General features: G+C 64.5%; 17 protein-coding genes. 10 read left to right on the top strand and 7 right to left on the bottom strand.

Going from position 1 to position 18,753, the window contains the following annotated elements:
- From KJP30_RS24025 to KJP30_RS24005, 5 genes are all read right to left on the bottom strand, one after another.
- Entirely contained in the window at nucleotides 1-891 is an 891-nt protein-coding gene (locus KJP30_RS24025; RefSeq protein ID WP_218452088.1) for an ABC transporter permease, read from the bottom strand.
- Nucleotides 888-1,865 (bottom strand): ABC transporter permease, encoded by a 978-nt coding sequence (locus KJP30_RS24020; RefSeq protein ID WP_218452087.1) that lies wholly within the window; start codon nucleotides 1,863-1,865, stop codon nucleotides 888-890. Before KJP30_RS24020 ends, KJP30_RS24025 begins: the two co-directional genes overlap by 4 nt.
- Nucleotides 1,866-1,886: 21 nt before the next feature.
- Entirely contained in the window at nucleotides 1,887-3,494 is a 1,608-nt protein-coding gene (locus KJP30_RS24015) for an ABC transporter substrate-binding protein (RefSeq protein ID WP_218452086.1), read from the bottom strand.
- Nucleotides 3,495-3,632: 138 nt separating this feature from the next.
- Nucleotides 3,633-5,072, bottom strand: coding sequence for an NAD-dependent succinate-semialdehyde dehydrogenase (locus KJP30_RS24010; protein WP_218452085.1), 1,440 nt, complete (start codon nucleotides 5,070-5,072; stop codon nucleotides 3,633-3,635).
- 91 nt (nucleotides 5,073-5,163) lie between these two features.
- Nucleotides 5,164-6,282 (bottom strand): NAD(P)/FAD-dependent oxidoreductase, encoded by a 1,119-nt coding sequence (locus tag KJP30_RS24005; protein ID WP_218452084.1) that lies wholly within the window; start codon nucleotides 6,280-6,282, stop codon nucleotides 5,164-5,166.
- Nucleotides 6,283-6,380: 98 nt separating this feature from the next.
- On the opposite strand from KJP30_RS24005, the gene KJP30_RS24000 reads away from it, so the two are divergent.
- From KJP30_RS24000 to KJP30_RS23985, 4 genes are read left to right on the top strand one after another with little or no spacing between them, the layout of a single operon-like run.
- A complete protein-coding gene (locus KJP30_RS24000; RefSeq protein ID WP_218452083.1) occupies nucleotides 6,381-7,211 on the top strand; it encodes a sugar phosphate isomerase/epimerase family protein in 831 nt (276 codons plus the stop codon).
- Between the two features lie 16 nt (nucleotides 7,212-7,227).
- A complete protein-coding gene (locus tag KJP30_RS23995) occupies nucleotides 7,228-8,166 on the top strand; it encodes a dihydrodipicolinate synthase family protein (RefSeq protein ID WP_218452082.1) in 939 nt (312 codons plus the stop codon).
- Entirely contained in the window at nucleotides 8,163-9,266 is a 1,104-nt protein-coding gene (locus tag KJP30_RS23990; protein WP_218452081.1) for an NADH:flavin oxidoreductase/NADH oxidase, read from the top strand. Before KJP30_RS23995 ends, KJP30_RS23990 begins: the two co-directional genes overlap by 4 nt.
- Before the next feature lie 54 nt (nucleotides 9,267-9,320).
- Nucleotides 9,321-10,007, top strand: coding sequence for a glutathione S-transferase family protein (locus tag KJP30_RS23985; protein ID WP_218452080.1), 687 nt, complete (start codon nucleotides 9,321-9,323; stop codon nucleotides 10,005-10,007).
- Nucleotides 10,008-10,038: 31 nt separating this feature from the next.
- Here the strand turns inward: KJP30_RS23985 and KJP30_RS23980 are convergent, their stop codons facing one another.
- Nucleotides 10,039-10,800, bottom strand: coding sequence for an SDR family NAD(P)-dependent oxidoreductase (locus tag KJP30_RS23980; RefSeq protein ID WP_218452079.1), 762 nt, complete (start codon nucleotides 10,798-10,800; stop codon nucleotides 10,039-10,041).
- A gap of 83 nt (nucleotides 10,801-10,883) precedes the next feature.
- On the opposite strand from KJP30_RS23980, the gene KJP30_RS23975 reads away from it, so the two are divergent.
- Genes KJP30_RS23975 through KJP30_RS23965 form a run of 3 tightly spaced genes read left to right on the top strand, consistent with a single transcriptional unit; the run spans nucleotide 10,884 to nucleotide 14,568 of the window.
- Complete coding sequence (locus KJP30_RS23975) at nucleotides 10,884-11,819, top strand: 3-hydroxyacyl-CoA dehydrogenase NAD-binding domain-containing protein (RefSeq protein WP_218452078.1); 936 nt, start codon at nucleotides 10,884-10,886, stop codon at nucleotides 11,817-11,819.
- Nucleotides 11,816-13,453, top strand: a complete 1,638-nt coding sequence (locus tag KJP30_RS23970) for a 2Fe-2S iron-sulfur cluster-binding protein (protein ID WP_218452077.1) — start codon at nucleotides 11,816-11,818, stop codon at nucleotides 13,451-13,453. Before KJP30_RS23975 ends, KJP30_RS23970 begins: the two co-directional genes overlap by 4 nt.
- Nucleotides 13,450-14,568: an NAD(P)/FAD-dependent oxidoreductase gene (locus KJP30_RS23965; protein ID WP_218452076.1), complete on the top strand. Its 1,119-nt coding sequence runs from the start codon at nucleotides 13,450-13,452 to the stop codon at nucleotides 14,566-14,568. Before KJP30_RS23970 ends, KJP30_RS23965 begins: the two co-directional genes overlap by 4 nt.
- Here KJP30_RS23965 and KJP30_RS23960 read toward each other — a convergent pair.
- The gene (locus KJP30_RS23960) at nucleotides 14,565-15,416 is read right to left on the bottom strand and encodes an IclR family transcriptional regulator domain-containing protein (protein WP_218452075.1); all 852 of its coding nucleotides are present in this window, start codon (nucleotides 15,414-15,416) and stop codon (nucleotides 14,565-14,567) included. The genes KJP30_RS23965 and KJP30_RS23960 overlap by 4 nt on opposite strands.
- Before the next feature lie 168 nt (nucleotides 15,417-15,584).
- On the opposite strand from KJP30_RS23960, the gene KJP30_RS23955 reads away from it, so the two are divergent.
- The 3 genes from KJP30_RS23955 to KJP30_RS23945 all read left to right on the top strand — a co-directional run bounded on the left by KJP30_RS23955 (nucleotide 15,585) and on the right by KJP30_RS23945 (nucleotide 18,738).
- Nucleotides 15,585-16,922 (top strand): ABC transporter substrate-binding protein, encoded by a 1,338-nt coding sequence (locus KJP30_RS23955; protein WP_218452074.1) that lies wholly within the window; start codon nucleotides 15,585-15,587, stop codon nucleotides 16,920-16,922.
- Between the two features lie 74 nt (nucleotides 16,923-16,996).
- Complete coding sequence (locus KJP30_RS23950; protein ID WP_218452073.1) at nucleotides 16,997-17,914, top strand: carbohydrate ABC transporter permease; 918 nt, start codon at nucleotides 16,997-16,999, stop codon at nucleotides 17,912-17,914.
- Nucleotides 17,911-18,738 (top strand): carbohydrate ABC transporter permease, encoded by an 828-nt coding sequence (locus tag KJP30_RS23945; protein WP_218452072.1) that lies wholly within the window; start codon nucleotides 17,911-17,913, stop codon nucleotides 18,736-18,738. Before KJP30_RS23950 ends, KJP30_RS23945 begins: the two co-directional genes overlap by 4 nt.
- Nucleotides 18,739-18,753: the final 15 nt, after the last annotated feature.

Below are 18,753 nucleotides of genomic sequence, written 5' to 3'. Positions count from 1 at the left end.
TCACAGCCTCGGGTTCAGCACGTCACGCAGCCGGTCGCCCAGCACGTTGACGCTGATGATGATGGCCAGCAGCACCAGCCCCGGAAGGACCGAGATCCAGTAGCGGCCGGATTGCAGGTAGTCGAAGCCATTGGCGATCAGCAGACCCAGAGAGGGCCGCGTGGGCGGCAGGCCAAGGCCGAGGAAGCTCAGCGTCGCCTCCAGTGAGATCGCCATGGCCATCTGCATGGTGGCGACGACAAGCATGGTCGGCAGGCAGTTGGGCAGGATGTGACCCAGGAGAATGCGCAATCCGCCAAGCCGCAGGCCCCGCGCCGCTTCGACGTAATCACGCGCGCCTTCGACCAGCGCGACACCACGCACGGTGCGGGCGAAATAGGCCCATTGCACCACCACCAGCGCAAAGATGATCTTGTCCACGCCGCGGCCAAGGATCACGAGCAGGATCAGCGCGACAAGGATCGTCGGAAAGCTCAGCTGCAAATCGACGATACGCATCAGCACGGTATCGACCCAGCCGCGCCGATAGGCGGCCACCAGCCCGACCAGCGTGCCAAGGGCCAGCGCCAGCAGACCCGAGGCCAGCCCGACGACCAGCGAAATCCGGATGCCGTACAGCATGGCCGACAGCATGTCGCGCCCCTGCCCGTCGGTGCCCAGCCAATAGGTCATGCCGGTAAAGCTTTCCGATCCCGGCGGCATCAGGCTGTCGAGGATATCGACCTGCCGCAGGTCATAGGGGTTCTGCGGCGCGATCCATGGCGCGCCAAAGCCCGCGATGCAGAAACCGACAAAGACGATCAGGGCGATCACCGCGCCCGGGTTGGACAGGAACCGGCGGGTCAGATCACGGGCCGATCCGGCGGCGGGGGCTGTGGTCACGGCGCTCATGCCCGGCCTCCGCCAAGACGAATGCGCGGATCCAGCAGCGAATAGAGGATGTCGACCAACAGGTTCAGCGTCACGAACATGAAGACGACGCAGATCAGGTAGGCCACGATCAGCGGCCGGTCCAGCACGGCAATCGCATCGATCAGCATCTTGCCCACGCCGGGCCATGAAAAGATCGACTCGATCACCACGGCAAAGGCGATGACGCCGCCGAACTCCATCCCCAGAACGGTGACGATGGGGATCAGGATATTCTTCAGCGCGTGCACGCCCAGAACGCGGCGTTCGGGCACGCCATTGGCGCGGGCGAACTTGATGTAATCGGTGAACATGACCTCGCGCATCCCGGCGCGGGCCAGCCGGATCACCATCGCCATCATGATCAGCGACAGGGTAAAGGCCGGCATCGCCAGATGGTGCAGCCCGTCAAGCGTCAGCAGGCTGGTTTCAACCACGCCAAGATCCAGCGTGTCGCCCCGCCCGACAGAGGGCATCCAGCCCAGTTGCACGGAGAAGGTCAGGATCATGATGATGCCGATCCAGAAAACCGGCAGCGAAAAAGCCACCATGGAAAAGCTCATGATCAGTTTGGCGCCCCAGCCCTCGGGACGGAGCCCGGCGTAGACGCCCATCGGCAGGCCGAAGACCAACGCCAGAACCAGCGCCGCAAAGGCCAGTTCCAGCGTGGCGGGCAGCCGTTCAAAGATCAGGTGCAAGGCAGGCACCCCGTGGGTAAAGCTTTTGCCCATGTCGCCTTGCAGCATGTTGCCGACAAAGGTCAGGTATTGCCGCCAAATCGGCTGATCCAGACCAAGGTCCTTGATGATCGCGGTCAGGCAGGCCTGATCGCATTCGGACGAGGCGAAGATGTAGACCGGGTTTCCGACGACGTTGACGCCGAAAAACACCAGCAGCGTCATGACGGTCAGCACGAGCAATGCCTGTAGCACGCGCCGGGTGATATATTCGGCCATTGTCTTCGCCTCGCCTGTTGGTCAGTCGACCCGGTGGATTTCGGTCGCCAGCGTGCGCTCGTTGGTGCGCGGCTCGTGGCTCAGACCGGACCGCATCGCCCAGCTGTTCACCTGGAAGTGCAGCGGGATGTAGGCGTAGTCCTCCATGCCGATGCGGATCGCCTCTTGCAGAAGGGCAAGGCGCTTTTCAGGGTCGACAGTCCGCTTGGCCAAAACCGAACGGGCGTCGATTTCCGGGTTGGAATAGCGGCCAAAGTTGCCGTTCCCGCCGCCGGTTGCCGCGTTGTAGGTTTCCAACGTGCCAGAGACCGTATAGGTCGCCTCGCCCGCCACGGTGCCCCAGCCGGTCAGCGACATGGAGAATTCCGGCACGTCGAAACCGGGCATCGACAGTTCATCGCCACGGATCAGGCGCGAAAAGAAGATGTTGCGCGGCATGGCATCGACTTCGGTCGTGATGCCCACGCGGGTCCACATCTGTGCCACCGCCTCAAGGATGCGGGCGTCGTTGATGTAGCGGTCGTTCGGGCCGTGCAGCGTGATGCGGAAACCGTCGCCATAGCCTGCCTCTTCCAGCAGGGCCTGCGCGGCGGCCGGATCATAGGGGTCGGCCTCCAGCCCGTCGACATAGCCGAAGAAGCCCGGCGGCACGATGTTCTTGGCCGGAAGCGAGGCCCCGCCCATGATCCGGTCGCGGATCGCTTCGCGGTTGATCGACAGGCTCAGCGCCTTGCGCACGCGCCAGTCGCGCAGCGGGTTCGGCACCAGAACATTGCCGTCGTTGTCGGTGATGAACCGTTCGACATGCTTGTAACCGGGCATCAGATAGATCAGCCGGTCCGACGGGATGGTCGAGACGGTGAAATCCGGGTTGTCGCGCAGCTGCGGCAGGTCAACTGTGGGCGGATAGTCGATAATGTCCACGTCGCCGTTCAGCAGCGCCGCAAGGCGCGAGGCGTCCTGCGTGACGGGGCGAAAGACAACCTTGTCCCATTCCACGTCACCACCCCACCAGTCGGGGTTCTTGACCACGGTGACGCTGTCGCCGGGGGTGAAGGTGTCATACTTGAACGGGCCGGTGCCGATGGTGGCCTTGCCGCTGTTGAAATCCACCGATTCCGTGGCACCCTTGGCCGCGTGTTCGGCCACGATCGGCAGCATGGCCAGATCCTCGGCCACGGTCGGATAAGGGCCATCGGTGGTGATGTGGACGGTCAGATCGTCGATCTTGGTCCACTGCTTGCCGCCCTTGTCCAGCTGGAAGGCCGGCGAGGCGGGCGCGCCCGAAATCCCGGCCTTGAGCCGGTCGAAGGTAAAGATGACATCATCGGCGGTGAAGGGTTCACCATCGTGCCAGGTCACGCCCTCGCGCAGTTTGAATTCCCAGGTGGTGTCGTCCAGCGGCTGCCAGGACACGGCCAGTCCGGGGATCGGCTGCGAGGCGGAATCCAGCGCCACCAGCTTTTCAAAGATATGTTCGTGCACCTGCACATCGGCGGAAAGCTGGGTCCAATGCGGGTCCAGCGAGCTTGCCTCGGACCTGACGCCGATGGTCAGGACCTCCTCGGCCACGACGGGCGCAGCCGCCATCAGCGCGGCGCAAAGCGCGCCGGTTATCCAGTGTTTCATGGATCATCTCCTTGTTGGATGTCTGCGCCCCGTGAGGGGCGCGATGAGGGCGCAACGGTTAAATCCGTTAACTGTTGTAAAACTTTTTTAACGTGCCAAGCCGATTCGGTCCAGAAGTTTCACAGGGCGAACTTTCGTTCACAAACCTCCGATGCAGGTGTAGCGCGTCTCGAGATAGTCATCGAGCCCCTGCCAGCCGCCTTCCTTGCCCATGCCGGACTCTTTCAGCCCGCCAAAGGGAATCTCGGGCGTAACGATCAGAACCTCGTTGATGCCGATCAGCCCGTATTCCAGCCCGTCCTGAAGCCGGAACGCCCGCCCAAGGTCGCCGGTATAGGCATAGGCGGCCAGTCCATAGACCGTGTCATTGGCCATCTCGATCACCTCGTCTTCGGTGTCGAATCGATAGACGGGGGCCACGGGGCCAAAGATTTCTTCCTGCGTGACGCGCATCTCTGGCGTGGCGCCGGCGATCACGGTGGGCGCATAAAACAGCCCGCCGCGTTCATGCGCGCCACCTCCGGCCAGCACGCGGCCGCCTTTGTCCACGGCGTCCTGCACCAGTTCGGAAATCTTCTCCAGGGCCGGGGCATCCACCATCGGGCCCTGTTCGGCCCCCTCTTCCAGCCCCGGCGCGACCTTCAGCGCCTTGGCCCGTTCGGCCAGACGTTCGACAAAGGCGTCATAAATGCCCGCCTGAACATAAACCCGGTTGGAACAGATGCAGGTCTGACCCGCGTTGCGGAACTTGGCGATCATCGCGCCGTCGACCGCACGATCCAGATCCGCGTCATCGAAGACGATGAAGGGCGCGTTGCCACCCAGTTCCATGCTGACCTTCTTGACCGTCCCGGCCGCCCCGCGCAGCAGTTCCTTGCCGATCTCGGTCGAGCCGGTGAATGTCACCTTGCGGACCTTGGGGTTGTCCATGATCTCTCCCCCGATGGCGCGGGCGGAGCCGGTCAGGATATTGACCACGCCGGGCGGGAACCCCGCGCGTTCGGCCAGCACACCCCATGCAAGGCCGCTATAGGGCGTTGCCGTGGCCGGTTTCACAACCACAGGACAGCCTGCGGCCAGGGCCGGGCCCAGCTTGCGCGCCAACATCGACGAGGGGAAGTTCCACGGCGTGATGGCGGCCACCACGCCGACCGGATGTTTGGTTGTCATCAGGCGGCGGTTCGGCCATGGCGAGGGAATGACCTCGCCCCGCGCGCGGCGGATTTCCTCGGCAAACCATTGCACATAGGCAGCAGAGGACAGCACCTCGCCCTTGGCCTCGGCCAGCGGTTTGCCCTGTTCCATGGTCAGGATGCGAGCAAGTTCGTCGGCATTGGCGGTGATCTCGGCCGACAGTGCGCGCAGCAGGGCTGCGCGTTCCGTCACTGTCTTTGCGGCAAATGCGGGAAAGGCGGCATGCGCGGCCTCGATCGCGCGGCGTGTTTCGACGGCCCCCGCGTTCGGGATCTGGCCGATGACGGTGCCGCTGGACGGGTCCGTCACATCAAGAGTGCCGCCATCATCGGCCCCCACCCATTCACCCCCAACAAGGTTGGCCTGCCGCAGCAAGTCCGACATGTGACTCTCCCTTCGCGAATTATCGTACTTTTGTTCGTATAGCGCACGAATCGCAATTCTGGCAACAGCTGTTCGCACTGCGAACGGAATGTCACAGGGAAAAGGGCGCCAGATCGACCTCTGCCTGCTGCCCCAGCGCCAGGGCGGCAATGGCGCGCGACACCACGGGCCCGGCGGTGAATCCCATCCACGGGAACAGGTTCAGGAAAAAGCCCGGCACCTGCGGCACCTCGCCCAGGACGGGTCGCCAGTCGGGGGTGCCGTTCACCATCGCGGCCCAGCTGCGCACGATTTGAACATCCGCCAGCCCCGGCACCAACCGCTGCGCCAGCGCGAGGTTGCGCAGGGTCGAGCGATGATCGACCACCGGTCCGCCCCGCATCCGCGCCGGCCAGCCGCCGCCGATCAGGAACCCGCCCTCGACCGCCTGCTTCAGCGTCAGCTTTTCCGAGGTGAAATACAGCAGCCAAGGCAGCAGCGGCGGACGTTTTTCCGTGACGCTGACCTGAATGGCATGGGCCTCGATGGGAACGCTGACGCCGACCATCTGCGCCACTTCGGCGGCCTGCGCCCCGGCGGCGTTGACCACGCGCGCGGCCCGGATGTCTTGCCCGCCCGCCGTGACCAGAAACCCGCCCGAATCGCGTTCAATCGCGGTCACAGGCGCATTTCGCAGCAAATCCGCCCCTGCCTCGCGCGCGCGTTTCAGGAACAGCGGTGCCACCTTGAACGGATCGGCCTTGCCTTCGATCGGGCAAAACGCCCCGCCCGGAAACCCCCCGGTCAGGAAGGGCGCGCGCAGGGCCAGATCCTCGGCCCCCCACAGGTCGATCCGCAGGCCCTGCGCCTTTTCGATGGCGGATTTCTCGCGCAGCATCTGCATCTCGTGGTCGGACCCGGCCACCATCAGCCCGCCCTTGGCGACGAACCCCAGCGACCCGCCCAGTTCGGACTCCAGCCCTGACCACAGGCGAATCGACTCGGTGAACAGCGGCAGCACCTCAGAATAGCGACGCGCCCAATCGGCCCCCAGATGGCGGAACGGATCAAAGGGGATCTGCGCGTGGATCGACCCGGCATTGGAACCTGACGCCCCAAGATTCACGTCCCGCCGTTCGATCACCACCACGCGCGCGCCCGCGCGGGCGGCATAATAGGCCGTTGCCGTCCCGGCGAGACCGCCGCCGATGATCGCAAGATCGTAGCGCATGGACAAAATCCCCGTTGAACCACATTTTTCGTTCGCTATACTAACTTTTGTCCGCATAATGAACATAGAGAATTCACCGACACGGAGGTTTCCCCCAAATGGCTCTTGAAGTCGCCGCCAGCACCTTTCCCCATCTTTACTCGACCACCGGCCTTGACTCGCTGCGCCACCTGCAAGGGCTGGGCTACCGGAAGTTCGAACTGATGATCTTTCCGCCGCATTGCTGGCCGGCGGACCTGACGCGCGACCAGATCGCCGAATACAAGGCGTGGCTGGACGGCGAAGGCACGCAGATCACATCGTTCTGCTATCCGCTGATCGACAATAACCCCAATGCGCCGGATCGTCTGATGCGCGACTACACGGTGGACCGCTACAAAGAGGCCATCGACCTTTCGGCAGAGCTGAACTGCCCCTACGTGGTCATGATCCCCGGCGTCTATGGCGGGCTGATCGACCCGCCGAAACCGTGGCTGGATGACTGGTTCGTGGAAAGCGCGCAGAAGGTCGTCGAACATGCCAAGGGCGCGGGTGTCCGCATCCTCCTGGAAAACGTGCCTTTCACCCATCGCCCCAGCGCGCAGGACATGAAAGACCTCTGCGACCGGATCGGCGACGTGGGCGTGAACTTTGACGTCTGCAACTCGATCTACATCAAGGAGGACGCCGCCGAGGCGATCCGCATGTTGGGCGACCTTGTCGAGAACGTGCATATCTCGGACACGCCCGCCGATGTGTTCAAACATGATTGCCTTGGCACCGGGATCGTCGATCCCGGCCCGACGATGCAGGCGCTCAAGGACATCGGTTATGACAAGATGACCGTGCTGGAGATCATCGCCGACGCGAATGACCCGGCCAATGACCCCGACAGCGACTATCGCAAATCCCACGCCATCCTTGCCGAACACGGCTGGGCGGCGCTGTAATTCCCGGAGACAGACCATGAAAGAGTTTCGCGGAAGCTATTCCGTCAACGTCACCCCCTTTACCGAAGACGGGGGTGACATCGACCTTGCGGCCAACCGCCGGTTCATCGACTGGCAGATCGCGCAGGGCGTGCCGGGGATCATCATCCTTGGCACATCGGGCGAGTTCCTGACCGTCACCGACGACGAACGCCGCCGCTATGTCGAGGACACGGTGGCCCATGTGAACGGGCGCATCGACGTGCTGGTCGGCGCGGCCAATGCACATACGCCGACCGCGGCGCGCTATGCGCGCGAGGCGCAAGAGGCCGGCGCGCAGGGGCTGATGATCATCCCGCCCTATTACTACACCCCGACCGAGGATGAGATCCTCGGCTATTACGACGGTATCACGCGCACCTGCGATCTGCCGATCATGCTGTATAACAACCCGGTCACGTCGAACGTGGACATGTCGGCCAAGCTGGTTGGTCGCCTGACCCGCGAATTCGACACGGTGCGTTACATCAAAGAGGCGTCCATGGACGTCGCCCGCGTCTATGACATCATCGAGGAAACCGAAGGTGTGATGAACGTCTTTGCCGGGGAACGCATCGTCGAAAGCTTCCTTTTGGGGGCGGTCGGCTATGTGAACCCCTTTGGCAACTACATCCCGCGCGCCTCGACCCGCATCTGGGATCTGCTGCTGGCGGGCCGGATCGAGGACGCCAAGCGCATCCAGCGCCATATCACCGTCATCGAACATGTCATTGCCGAGGGTCATCCCACCTACGGGCACCAGTGCTATTCCAAGGCGCTGGCGGCCAAGGCGGGCTATCCCGTGGGCGACGTGCGCCCGCCGCTGACCACCTTCGCCTCGCTGGGGGTAGAGGATCTGGCCAAGGCAGAACGGCTCAAGGGCATCATGGATGAGCTTGACCGCCTGATGGATGAGCTGGAAAGCAAGGCCGCATGACAGAGATCCCCCTTTTCACGCCCTTCACACTGAGGGGCGTCACCTTTCCGAACCGGATCATGCTGGCCCCCATGTGCCAGTATCAGGCCATCGACGGCGTCCCGAACGACTGGCACCGCGCGCATCACGGGCGCTATGCCACCTCGGGCGTGGGTTCGGTTGTGGTCGAGGCGACGGGCATCAGCGCCGAGGGCCGCATCAGCCCCGGCTGCACCGGCCTGTACAATGACGAACAGGTCGCCGCATGGCGCGAGATCACCGATCTGTATCGCGCGCAGGGCATCCCCGTTTTTGTCCAGATCAACCACGCGGGGGCCAAGTCTTCGACCATGCGCCCATGGGACGGGGCCGGGCCGCTGGAGCCCAACAGCGCCGAACCGCCGTGGCAAACCTATGGCCCCTCTGCCGTTCCCGCGCGTGACGGCTGGCACACGCCTCAGCCGCTGACGGTCGAACAGATCGCAGGCATCGTGCAGGATTTCGCCCGCGCCGCCGAACGCGCGGTTGCCGCCGGGTTCGACGGGGTCGAGATCCACGGCGCGCATGGCTATTTGCTGCATGAATTCATGTCGCCCTATTCCAACCGCCGCACCGACGATTACGGCGGCCCGGTGGAAAACCGGATGCGCTTTGCCGTCGAGGTGGCGCGTGCCGTGCGCGCCGTTCTGCCCGATGACATGCCACTGCTCTACCGTGCGTCCTGCGTGGACGGCGAAGGCGGCGGGCTGACGCTGGACGACAGTGTGGCGTTGTCGCACGCGCTCAAGGCCGAAGGGGTCGATATGATCGACGCCTCTGGCGGTGGCATTCCCGCCGGGATGCGGCTGGCGCAACAGAAACCGGAACCCGGCTTTCAGGTGCCCTTTGCCGACCGTATCAAGGCGGACACCGGGCTGGCCACCGTCGCCGTCGGCATGATCACCGAGGCCGAAATGGCCAATGACATCGTCGCCACCGGCAAGGCCGATCTGGTGGCGCTGGCGCGCGGGATGTTGCGCGATCCGGCATGGCCCTATCACGCCGCGCAGGCGCTGGGGCATCCGGAACCGGCCTCGATCCTGCCAAAGCTTTACGCCTTCTACCTGAAACTGGCGTCCTGACCGCCCCGCCGGCGCCCCACCCCGGGCGCCGGTTTTTCATTGCAAGGAGCCGACATGATCCGGTTTTTCTACAACATGGCGCCCAACCCGATGAAGGTGGCGCTGTTCCTCGAAGAGTCCGGGCTGGAGTATGAACCCGTCCCCATCGACACCCGCAAGGCCGAACAGCACAGCGACACTTTCAAGGCGCTGAACCCGAACGCCAAGCTGCCGGTGCTGACCGATGGAGAAACGGTCGTTTTCGACAGCAACGCCATCCTGCTCTACCTCGGCGAAAAGACCGGGCGGTTCATGGGGACGCCGGACCAGCGCGGCCAGCTTTTGTCCTGGATGATGTTCGTGGCCTCGGGCCTTGGGCCGTTTTCCGGGCAAGCGGTCCATTTCCGCAACTTCGCGCCGGAAAAGCCACCCTATGCCGTGAAACGTTATGATTTCGAAGCGCGCCGCCACTGGCAGATCGTGGATGACCAGCTGGCAAAAGGCGAATGGATGATGGGCGAGCAATATTCCATCGTCGACATGGCGGTCTGGGGCTGGGGATCGCGTCTGACCTACATGCTGGGGGATGACAACATCATGCAGAAATACCCGAACCTCGACCGGTTGATGAAAGCCATCGACGCCCGCCCCGCCGCCGCGCGGGCGCAGGCGCTGAAGGATCACCACCAGTTCAAGGCTGAATTCGATGAGGTCGCCATGCGCAGCCTCTATCCCCAGATCTTCGCGCCCGACCCGGTGTGACGGCATCGGCCCCCTGACGGGGGCCGACGCTTCAGCGGATATAGCTGGCCCCGTTGACGTCCAGCGTTGCCCCGGACAAGTGGCGGCACCGCCCGGACAGGCAAAAGGCCGTCAGCGCGGCAATGTCGGACGGCGGCACGAACTCTCCCATCGTCAAACGGTTTTCGACCACGTGCCGCCCGCCTTGGCTCTCGGCGAAATCGCGGCTCATCTTGGTGTCCACCACGCCCGGCGCGATGATATAGGTGCGGATGCCCTCACGCGCATAGCCCGTGGCCACCGTTTGCAGCGCGGCCTTGAACGCGGCCTTGGAGGCGGCATAGCCGATGGTCTGGGGGTTGGTCACACCCTTCTGCGCGGCCCAACTGCTGATGCCGACGATTTCGCCGCCGCCACGTTCGCGGAAATGCCGGACTGCTGCCCGCAGCAGGACCGAGGCGGAAAAGACATTGACCTGAAAGGTCTCGGCCCAGACCCGGTCCCATTCGTCCTCGGGGTCGTCGATGCCGCCTGCGAAATGCATCACCGCGGCATTGTTGACGATCCCGTCCAGCCCCCCGGTCAGGCGCACCGCCTCGGCGAACATGTCCTCGGCACCGCCTGGCGTGGCAAGATCCCCCTGCAAGAGGATTGCGCGTTCGGCGGGCACGCCCGACAGTGCCTCGGCCGCGCCGTCACGGTCGCGTCCGTAATGCGCCACGACCCGCGCGCCCTGCGCGGCCGCTTCGCGCGCGATCTCTTGTCCGATGCCCTTTGATGCGCCGGTCACCAGCACCGTCTTGCCGTCCAACATCCGCCTCTCCTTTACGGCGCCCTTGACGCCTTTCCATATTTCGCACAAATGTTCACATAACGAACACAAGGGAGTCGGGCAACATGAATGACGCGCAATCGGTCCTGATCCTTGGCGCAGGCCCCATCGGCACCGGCTTTGCCGCCGCCTTTCTGGGCGCCGGTTTCACGGTGACGCTCTGCGATCCGGCGGAGGCCGCGCGCCGCGCCGCGCCGGATCTGGTCGCCCGCCATGGCCAAGCGATGGAACTCGCCGGGTTGCCCGCGCCCAGTGGCGCGGCGCAGATCGTCGGCACGCTGCCCGACCGCATCACCGCCCCCTTGGTGATCGAGGCCGGACCGGAACGCCTTGAGGCCAAGCAGGCGCTGTTTCACGACCTTCTGGCGCGCAGCGGAGCCGCGATTCTAGCAACGGCCTCTTCTGCGATCACCATCTCGCAGATCCTGCCGGACCCGGCCCATCAAACCCGCTGTCTTGTGGCGCATCCCGCCAATCCGCCCAGCCTGCTGCGCGTGCTGGAACTGGTGCCCGCCCCGGGCACCGCGCCGGAAACGCTGGATCTTGCCGAAACCCTGTTCCGGCAAGGTGGCTTTGATCCCGCCCGGCTGGGCCATGAGGTGCCTGCCTTTGTCTTCAACCGGCTGCAAAGCGCCCTCCTGCGTGAGGCCTATCGGTTGGTCGACGAGGGCGTGATCGGGGTGGCCGCGCTGGACGCGCTGGTGCGCGACGGGCTTGGCCCCCGCTGGGCGCTGTCCGGTCCGTTTGAAACCGCCGACCTGAACACCGCCGGCGGCATTCGCGGCCATGCCGAACGGCTTGGCCCCGCCTATGCCGCAATTGGCCGGGACCGTGGCGAACATGCGCCCGGCTGGCCACCGGAACTGGTCGACCGGGTCGAGGCCGAACGCCGCGCCACCCTGCCAGAAAGCGCCCTGCCCGCCCGCCGCGCATGGCGCGAACAGGCCTTGGCGCGGCTGCTGGACGCTCGTCGGGAAATCCTTGAAAGTGCCGCCACATGACGCTTCGCTTTACCTTCGACGGGCGGGACATCACCTGCCCCGATGACTCTTCTCTGGCTGCCGCGCTGACCGCCGCCGGGCACCGCGCCTTTCGTGAAACCGAACAGGACGCGCGGCGCGGCATCTTTTGCGGAATGGGTGTCTGTCAGGATTGCCTTGTCACCGTTGATGGTCGCCCGAACCAACGCGCCTGTATGACCCCGGCGCGGGAGGGCATGTCGGTCGAAACGCAATCCGCCCGCCCGTCGCTGACGCCCCCTGCCCCGCGCGACCTGACCCCGCGCCGCCTGACACCCACGGTTCTGGTGATAGGCGGCGGTGCTGGCGGCCTGTCCGCCGCCATTGCCGCGCGCGACAGCGGCGCCGAGGTGGTCTTGCTGGACGAACGCAAGGTGCCGGGCGGGCAGTATTACAAGCAAGCCGCGCAGGGCGATCCGCTGGACGACCAGCAGGCCGAGGGCCGCGCGCTGGTGCAGGCCGCGCGCGATGCCGGGGTGACCCTTATTGCGCAGGCCGAGGTCTGGGGCGCGTTCGACGGGCCCGAGATCATGGCCACCGCGCCCGACGCCGTCTATGCCATCGCGCCGCAAAAGCTGATCGTCGCCACCGGTGCCTATGAACGCCCCGCGATGATCCCCGGCTGGACGCTGCCCGGCGTGATGACGGTGGGCGCGGCGCAAACGCTCTGGCGCAGCTATCGCACCTTGCCGGGCAAACGTGTTGCCCTCTTCGGCAATGGCCCGCTGGTGGCGCAGGTCGCGCTGGAACTGGCCGAAGGCGGGGCCGAAGTCGCGCTTCTGGCCGAGGCCGCGCCGCACCCGTTGCGCCGCCCGCTGGCCGGGGCGGACATGCTGCGCCGTGACCGGGCGCTTGCGGTCAAGGGTCTGCGGATGCTGGCCGGTCTGCGCGGTCACAAGATCCGCCCGACCCATGACGCCCTGCCCCGCGCCATCCGCCAGACCGACGAGGGGCTGGAAGTCACCTATACCGTGGGCGGCCAGACGCAGAGCGTGACCGCCGATGCGGTCTGCCTGAACTATGGTTTTCAACCTTCGAACGAGGTGCTGCGCCTTTTGGGCTGCGACATGTCCTATGACGCGCGGTTCGACCATCTTCGCGTGACCCGCTCGGAAACCTGCGAAACCTCCGTCCCGAACGTCTATGCGATCGGCGATTGCTGCGGCCTTGGCGGTGCCCCCGCCGCCGTGACCGAGGGCCGGATCGCGGGCCGCGCCGCCACCGGCCACGCCCCCAGAGCGGCAGATCAGGCCGAACTGGCCCGTCACCGCGGCTTTCAGGAGGCGCTCTGGCGCGTCTATGCCGCCGATCTGCCGCTGCCTGAAAGCGCCCCGCCGGACACGCATATCTGCCGCTGCGAAGAAGTGACCAAGGCGCAACTGGACGCCGCGCTGGCCGATAATCCCACCGACATCGGCGCGCTGAAACGCGCCACGCGCATCGGCATGGGCCGCTGTCAGGGCCGCTATTGCGCGCCCGCCGTGGCCGGGATCATGGCCCGACGTCAGGGCCGCCAGCTGGAGGACCTGTCCTATTTCGCGCCCCGCGTGCCGATCAAGCCGGTGGACATCGCCGCGATCACCGCCGCCGAAACCCTGTTGGACGGCGAGGAATGACCGATCTGCTGATCATCGGCGGCGGCATCACCGGGCAGGTGGCCGCCCTCACCGCCGCCGAGGCGGGGGCCCGCGTGACCATTGTCGACGCACAGCGCAACGCCGGCTCTCATGCCAACGCAGGCAGCCTGCACGTCCAGATGCAAAGCCGCTTTTTGCGGCTGAACCCGCATCTGGCGGAGAACCTCGAAAGCTCCTTGCCGCTGTACCTCTCTGCCGTGACCGAATGGGAGAGGCTGGATGTCCGGCTTGGCGGCGTCGAACTGACCCGTGAAGGCGGCCTGATGCTGGCCGAAAACGATGCGCAACTTGCCTTTCTGCACGAAAAGGCCGAACGCGAACGGCGCAAGGGGCTGGATGTCGAGATCCTGAACCGCGACGCGCTGCACGCCATCGCACCGTGGCTGTCCTCGCGGATCGTCGGGGCCGAACTGTGCCGGAACGAAGGCAAGCTGAACCCGCTGGTCGCCAACCGCAAGATGCGCGCCACGCTGGACGCGCTTGGCGTCCGTCACGTTCATGACCGCATCACCGCGATCGAGGACGGCGCCCGCCCCGTCGCCCACGGCACCACCGACTACCGCGCCGACGCTATCCTGATCGCCGCCGCATGGGGGGCCGAGGCGCTGACCGGCCCTTTGGGGCTGACCCTGCGCACCCCGCCCGAACCGCTGCACATGAACATCACAGAGGCGGGGGAGTACCAAATCCACCACCTTGTCCAGCACGCCGAACGGCCGATCACGCTGAAACAGTTTCGGTCCGGTCAGGTGGTGATCGGCGGCGGCTGGGATGCCAACCTTGCCCGGGACCAGCGCCACGCGCCGACCATCCGCAAGACCAGCCTTCTGGGCAATGTGGCGCTGGCGGCACAGATCGCGCCGGGCATCGGCGGGCTGCGCGTGCTGCGCACATGGGCGGGATACAACACGCCGGTCGACGGCAAAGCCACCATCGGCCCCGCCCATCCGCAAAGCCGCGTGTTCCTCGCCCTGCCGGGGGACGCGGGCTATACGCTGGGGCCGGTGACGGGCCGGACGGCGGCCGCCCTGGCAACCGGGACCGAACCGCCGATCGACCCGGCTCCCTATGCCCCGGCCCGCTGGCGCGCTTAATGCGCCAGTGACAGCTGGATTTCTTCCGCCGTGGCCTGAAGCTTGGGCAGGTAGGTTTCGATCATGGTCTCCGGTGTCGCCCGGATCGAGGGCACCGCGATGTTGATCGACCCGGCCAGAATGCCGGAACGGTATTGCAGCGGGATCGCGATGGACAGCAGGCCCTCTTCCAGTTCCTGGTCCACCAGCGCCCAGCCCTGTTTGCGCACCTGTTCAAGGATGTTGCGCAGTTCGGTCTTGTTGGTCACGCTGTGGCGCGTGCGGGGGACAAGGCGCGCATTGGCGATGATCCCGTCCCAGTTCTCCTCTGGCTGTGCCGCCAGCAAGACCCGGCCATTCGCCGTGTAAAAGGCCGATTGACGGCTGCCAACCGTGATACCGACGCTGATGATATTATGCGCCTGTACACCGGCCACATAGACCACCTCCAGCCCGTCGAGGATCGCCGCCGTACAGCTTTCGCCGGTCTGTTCCGACAGTCGTTCCATAAAGGGGCGGGCGCGGTCCCAGATGCCGATCTTGGACAACACGGAAAAGCCGAGGTCCAGCACCTTGGGCGTCAGGTCGAACAGCTTGCCGTCGGTGATGACATAGCCCTCCTTGACCAGCGTCAGCAGGAACCGCCGCGCGGTGGCCCGGCTCATCCCGGTCTCGGCGGCGACCTCTGACAGGGTCATCTTGCGCGAGGTGCGGCTGAAGCTGGACAGGATTTCCAGCCCGCGGGACAGCGAACTGACGAAATCGCGGCTGGACAGCTTTTCCTGCTCTTCCCCCGCGTCGGGTGTCACGGTTCCAAGGCGGGTTTCACTCTTGGCCTGAACGGGCTTGGTCTTAACGGGTTTCGCCATCTGACGTCTCACTTGTTGTGCGCAATACGAACTATCACCGCAAAACTCGAAGCGGAACCCAGTTTGAACTGCGGGCCGCGTCAAAAAACACTTGCGATTCGAGTCTCGCATCGGCAATGTTACGAACATATGTTCGATATGCGAACATTGCCAACAGGGGAGTGTCACATGACCACCAACAAACGGATGAACGCGGGACTGCCGCGTCGCACAGTTCTGACCGGAATGGCCGCGGCTGGCGCTGCGGCCCTCATGCCGCGCCGCATCCAGGCGCAAGAGCAGATCACCCTGCGCTGGTGGTCGCCCCAGTCCTCGCCAGAGCAGCTGGCCGCCTACAAAACCCAGATCGCCAACTTCGAGGCGCTGCACCAGAACGTCAAAGTGGTGTTCGAGAAAACCTCGGACGAGGGCTATGCCCCTCAACTTGCTGCCGCTTTTGCAAGCGGCGACGTCCCGAACATCGTCACGCACCTGCCCAGCTTCGCGGTGTCCAACTACTGGCGCAACGGCCTCCTGGAGCCCTTCAACGACGTGATCGAGATGATCGGCCCCGAGAAATTCTACGACGGGGTGAACCGCATCTATGAGATCGACAAGGGCCAATACGCGGGCACCTCGATCGGCAACTCGGCCGCCAACGTGATCTGGCTGCGCAAGGATCTGATGGAAAAGGCCGGCATCGACAAGAACCCGCGTACGTGGGACGAACTTCTGTCCGCTTGCGGCAAAATGCAGGGCGGCGGCATCTACGGCGCGCCCCTGCCCTATGGCCGCAACTCGATGACGACGCTGATCTTCATCGGCGTGATCCATCAGGCCGGCGGAATGGTGTTCAGCCCCGATCTGGACGTGGCCATCGACAGCCCCGAAACCCGCGACGCGCTGGAATTTTACAAGGCGATGCGCCAGTACTGCCCGCCGGGCGCCACCAACTACAGCTGGGGCGACAGCCTGACGGCCTTTGTTTCGGGCGCCTGCGCCACCGGCATCTACACCGGGCGCGTGTTGATCAACGTCAACAACCAGAACCCGGGCATCGCGGATCACGTCACCTGCGATCTCTACCCGACGAAATCCGAGGACATCGCGCCCTGGACCTTCAACGACTTCCCCTCGGTCTTTATTCCCAAGGCGGCGTCGGACATGGAAGCAACCAAGCAGTTCGCCGCCTTCCTCTATGATCCCGAAGGCTACATCCAGCAGTTGCACGCGGCGCCGGGCCACGTTCTGCCGGTGCTCTCGACCATCGCCGAGATGCCGGAATACCAGAAAAACCCGATCATCGAGAAATACTCGGCAGAGGTCGACAAGATGGCCGCGGCGGCCGCCAACGGGTTCAACCTTGGCTGGGAAAGCACCGCGCATAAACCCAACGTCAAGGCCGGTGAGATCGTCAACTCGGGCGTCATCGCCGAGATGGTGCAGCGCGTCGTCCTGAACGACGAAAACGTCGATGCGGTTCTTGGCGACACGGCCAAGCGCATCGAAGAGATCATGGCAGGCTGACCCTCCCCGGCCCGTCATACTCCGGCCCGGCGGCTTCTCCCTGTGCCGCCGGGCGCTTTTTCCCAGGACGTTACATGACCGCAATCGCAACCAACCTGCCGCAGGCCGCGGCGCCGCCCCTCGAACGGGCCTACGCGCGGCTTGGCGTGCTGCTGATCGCACCGACCATCCTCGTGTTCAGCCTCGTGATCGTCTACCCGCTTTTGGCGGCGATCTACCTTTCCGTCTTTTCGATCTACACGCCCACGCTTCAGGGCGGTTTTGTCGGCGCGGACAACTACATCGAACTGCTGACCGGCAAGGCCTTCTGGAATTCGCTGGGCGTCACGCTGATCTGGACGGTCGGCACGCTGACACTGCAAATCGTGGCCGGTGTCGGCCTTGCGCTGCTGCTGCACCAGAACATCTGGTTCCGGTCGCTGGCGCGCAGCCTTGTGCTGTTTCCCTATTTCCTGTCCACCGTCGTGGCGGTTCTGGTCTGGAAATGGCTGTTCAACGATCTTTACGGCGCGCTGAATCAGGGCCTGATGCAACTGGGCATCATCGACATGCCGCTGGATTGGCTTGGCTCCATGCCCAACGCCATGATCGGCGTGATCCTTGTGGGGGCCTGGAAGTACTTTCCCTTCGTCGTGATCGCCGTGCTGGCCCGGCTGCAAACGATCCCCGAAAACCTCTACGAGGCCGCCCGCATCGACGGCGCCGGCCCGATCGCTCGCTTCTTTGACGTGACCCTGCCGCAACTGCGCTCGGTCCTGACGGTCATCATCCTCTTGCGAGCCATCTGGGACTTCAAGGAATTCGACCTGCTGTACCTGCTGACGGGCGGCGGTCCCGTGACCTCGACCCAGACCCTGTCGCTGCTGGTCTACCAAGAGGCCTTTGGCCTGAACCAGATGGGCCAGGCGGCGGCCTATTCCGTGGGCATGATGCTGGTGATGCTGGTCTTCATGGTGCTCTACATCCGCCAGACCAAGGAGAAGAAGGCATGAAACTGCTCCGCCCCGTCCTTCTGAACGTCATCACATGGGCGCTGGTCCTGCTGATCTCCTTTCCGCTGATCTGGATGATCGTCACCTCGGTCAAGCCACAGACGGAACTCTTTCGCATCCCGCCCACATGGATTCCCGAAACCGTCACCTTTGAACATTACTGGCGCCTGCTGAGCGAAACGCCCTTCCTGCGCTACTTCCGCAACTCGGTGGTGCTGGCCACGACGACCACGATCTTTGTCGTCGCGCTGGGGACGCTGGGGGCCTACAGCCTCGTGCGCTTTACCTATCGCGGGCGCGAAACGCTGGCGATGCTGGTGCTGTTCACCTACCTGCTGCCCTCGGTGGTGCTGATCATCCCGCTCTACCTGATGATGGTCTCGCTGGGCCTGTCGAACACGCTGTTCAGCCTGATCCTCGCGCACACCACCTTTGCCCTGCCCTACGCGCTGTGGCTTCTGCGCAGCTTCATGGAGGGCATCCCCGAAGATCTGGAAAACGCGGCGCTTGTGGATGGCGCATCCCGTCTTGGCGCCTTCCGCGACGTGATTTTTCCCCAGCTTCTGCCGGGCATCATCTCGACCGCGCTGTTTACCTTCATCCTGTCGTGGAACGAATATCTCTACGCGCTGGTGCTGGTGAACTCCGAGGCGGTCGCCCCCCTGACAACCGGCGTGATGTCCATGCTGATCTCGGCGTTCAACATCGAATGGTCCCTGCTCATGGCGGCCTCGGTGATGATGAGCCTGCCGCTGATCGTCGTCTTCGCCTTCCTGCAAAGTTACCTGACCAGCGGCTTCGGTGCCGGCGGCGTCAAGGGCTGAAGAAAAAGGAGCCTG

Source organism: Antarctobacter sediminis, from assembly GCF_019218285.1.
Classification (GTDB): Bacteria; Pseudomonadota; Alphaproteobacteria; order Rhodobacterales; family Rhodobacteraceae; genus Antarctobacter; species Antarctobacter sediminis.
The sequence above is the reverse complement of the archived record's forward strand: the minus strand, read 5'-3'. Positions and strand labels throughout refer to the sequence as shown.

Coding starts and splice junctions, on each gene's coding strand:
- KJP30_RS24025 (WP_218452088.1), bottom strand. CDS start 891: ATGAGCGCCGTGACCACAGCCCCCGCCGCCGGATCGGCCCGTGATCTG.
- KJP30_RS24020 (WP_218452087.1), bottom strand. CDS start 1,865: ATGGCCGAATATATCACCCGGCGCGTGCTACAGGCATTGCTCGTGCTG.
- KJP30_RS24015 (WP_218452086.1), bottom strand. CDS start 3,494: ATGAAACACTGGATAACCGGCGCGCTTTGCGCCGCGCTGATGGCGGCT.
- KJP30_RS24010 (WP_218452085.1), bottom strand. CDS start 5,072: ATGTCGGACTTGCTGCGGCAGGCCAACCTTGTTGGGGGTGAATGGGTG.
- KJP30_RS24005 (WP_218452084.1), bottom strand. CDS start 6,282: ATGCGCTACGATCTTGCGATCATCGGCGGCGGTCTCGCCGGGACGGCA.
- KJP30_RS24000 (WP_218452083.1), top strand. CDS start 6,381: ATGGCTCTTGAAGTCGCCGCCAGCACCTTTCCCCATCTTTACTCGACC.
- KJP30_RS23995 (WP_218452082.1), top strand. CDS start 7,228: ATGAAAGAGTTTCGCGGAAGCTATTCCGTCAACGTCACCCCCTTTACC.
- KJP30_RS23990 (WP_218452081.1), top strand. CDS start 8,163: ATGACAGAGATCCCCCTTTTCACGCCCTTCACACTGAGGGGCGTCACC.
- KJP30_RS23985 (WP_218452080.1), top strand. CDS start 9,321: ATGATCCGGTTTTTCTACAACATGGCGCCCAACCCGATGAAGGTGGCG.
- KJP30_RS23980 (WP_218452079.1), bottom strand. CDS start 10,800: ATGTTGGACGGCAAGACGGTGCTGGTGACCGGCGCATCAAAGGGCATC.
- KJP30_RS23975 (WP_218452078.1), top strand. CDS start 10,884: ATGAATGACGCGCAATCGGTCCTGATCCTTGGCGCAGGCCCCATCGGC.
- KJP30_RS23970 (WP_218452077.1), top strand. CDS start 11,816: ATGACGCTTCGCTTTACCTTCGACGGGCGGGACATCACCTGCCCCGAT.
- KJP30_RS23965 (WP_218452076.1), top strand. CDS start 13,450: ATGACCGATCTGCTGATCATCGGCGGCGGCATCACCGGGCAGGTGGCC.
- KJP30_RS23960 (WP_218452075.1), bottom strand. CDS start 15,416: ATGGCGAAACCCGTTAAGACCAAGCCCGTTCAGGCCAAGAGTGAAACC.
- KJP30_RS23955 (WP_218452074.1), top strand. CDS start 15,585: ATGACCACCAACAAACGGATGAACGCGGGACTGCCGCGTCGCACAGTT.
- KJP30_RS23950 (WP_218452073.1), top strand. CDS start 16,997: ATGACCGCAATCGCAACCAACCTGCCGCAGGCCGCGGCGCCGCCCCTC.
- KJP30_RS23945 (WP_218452072.1), top strand. CDS start 17,911: ATGAAACTGCTCCGCCCCGTCCTTCTGAACGTCATCACATGGGCGCTG.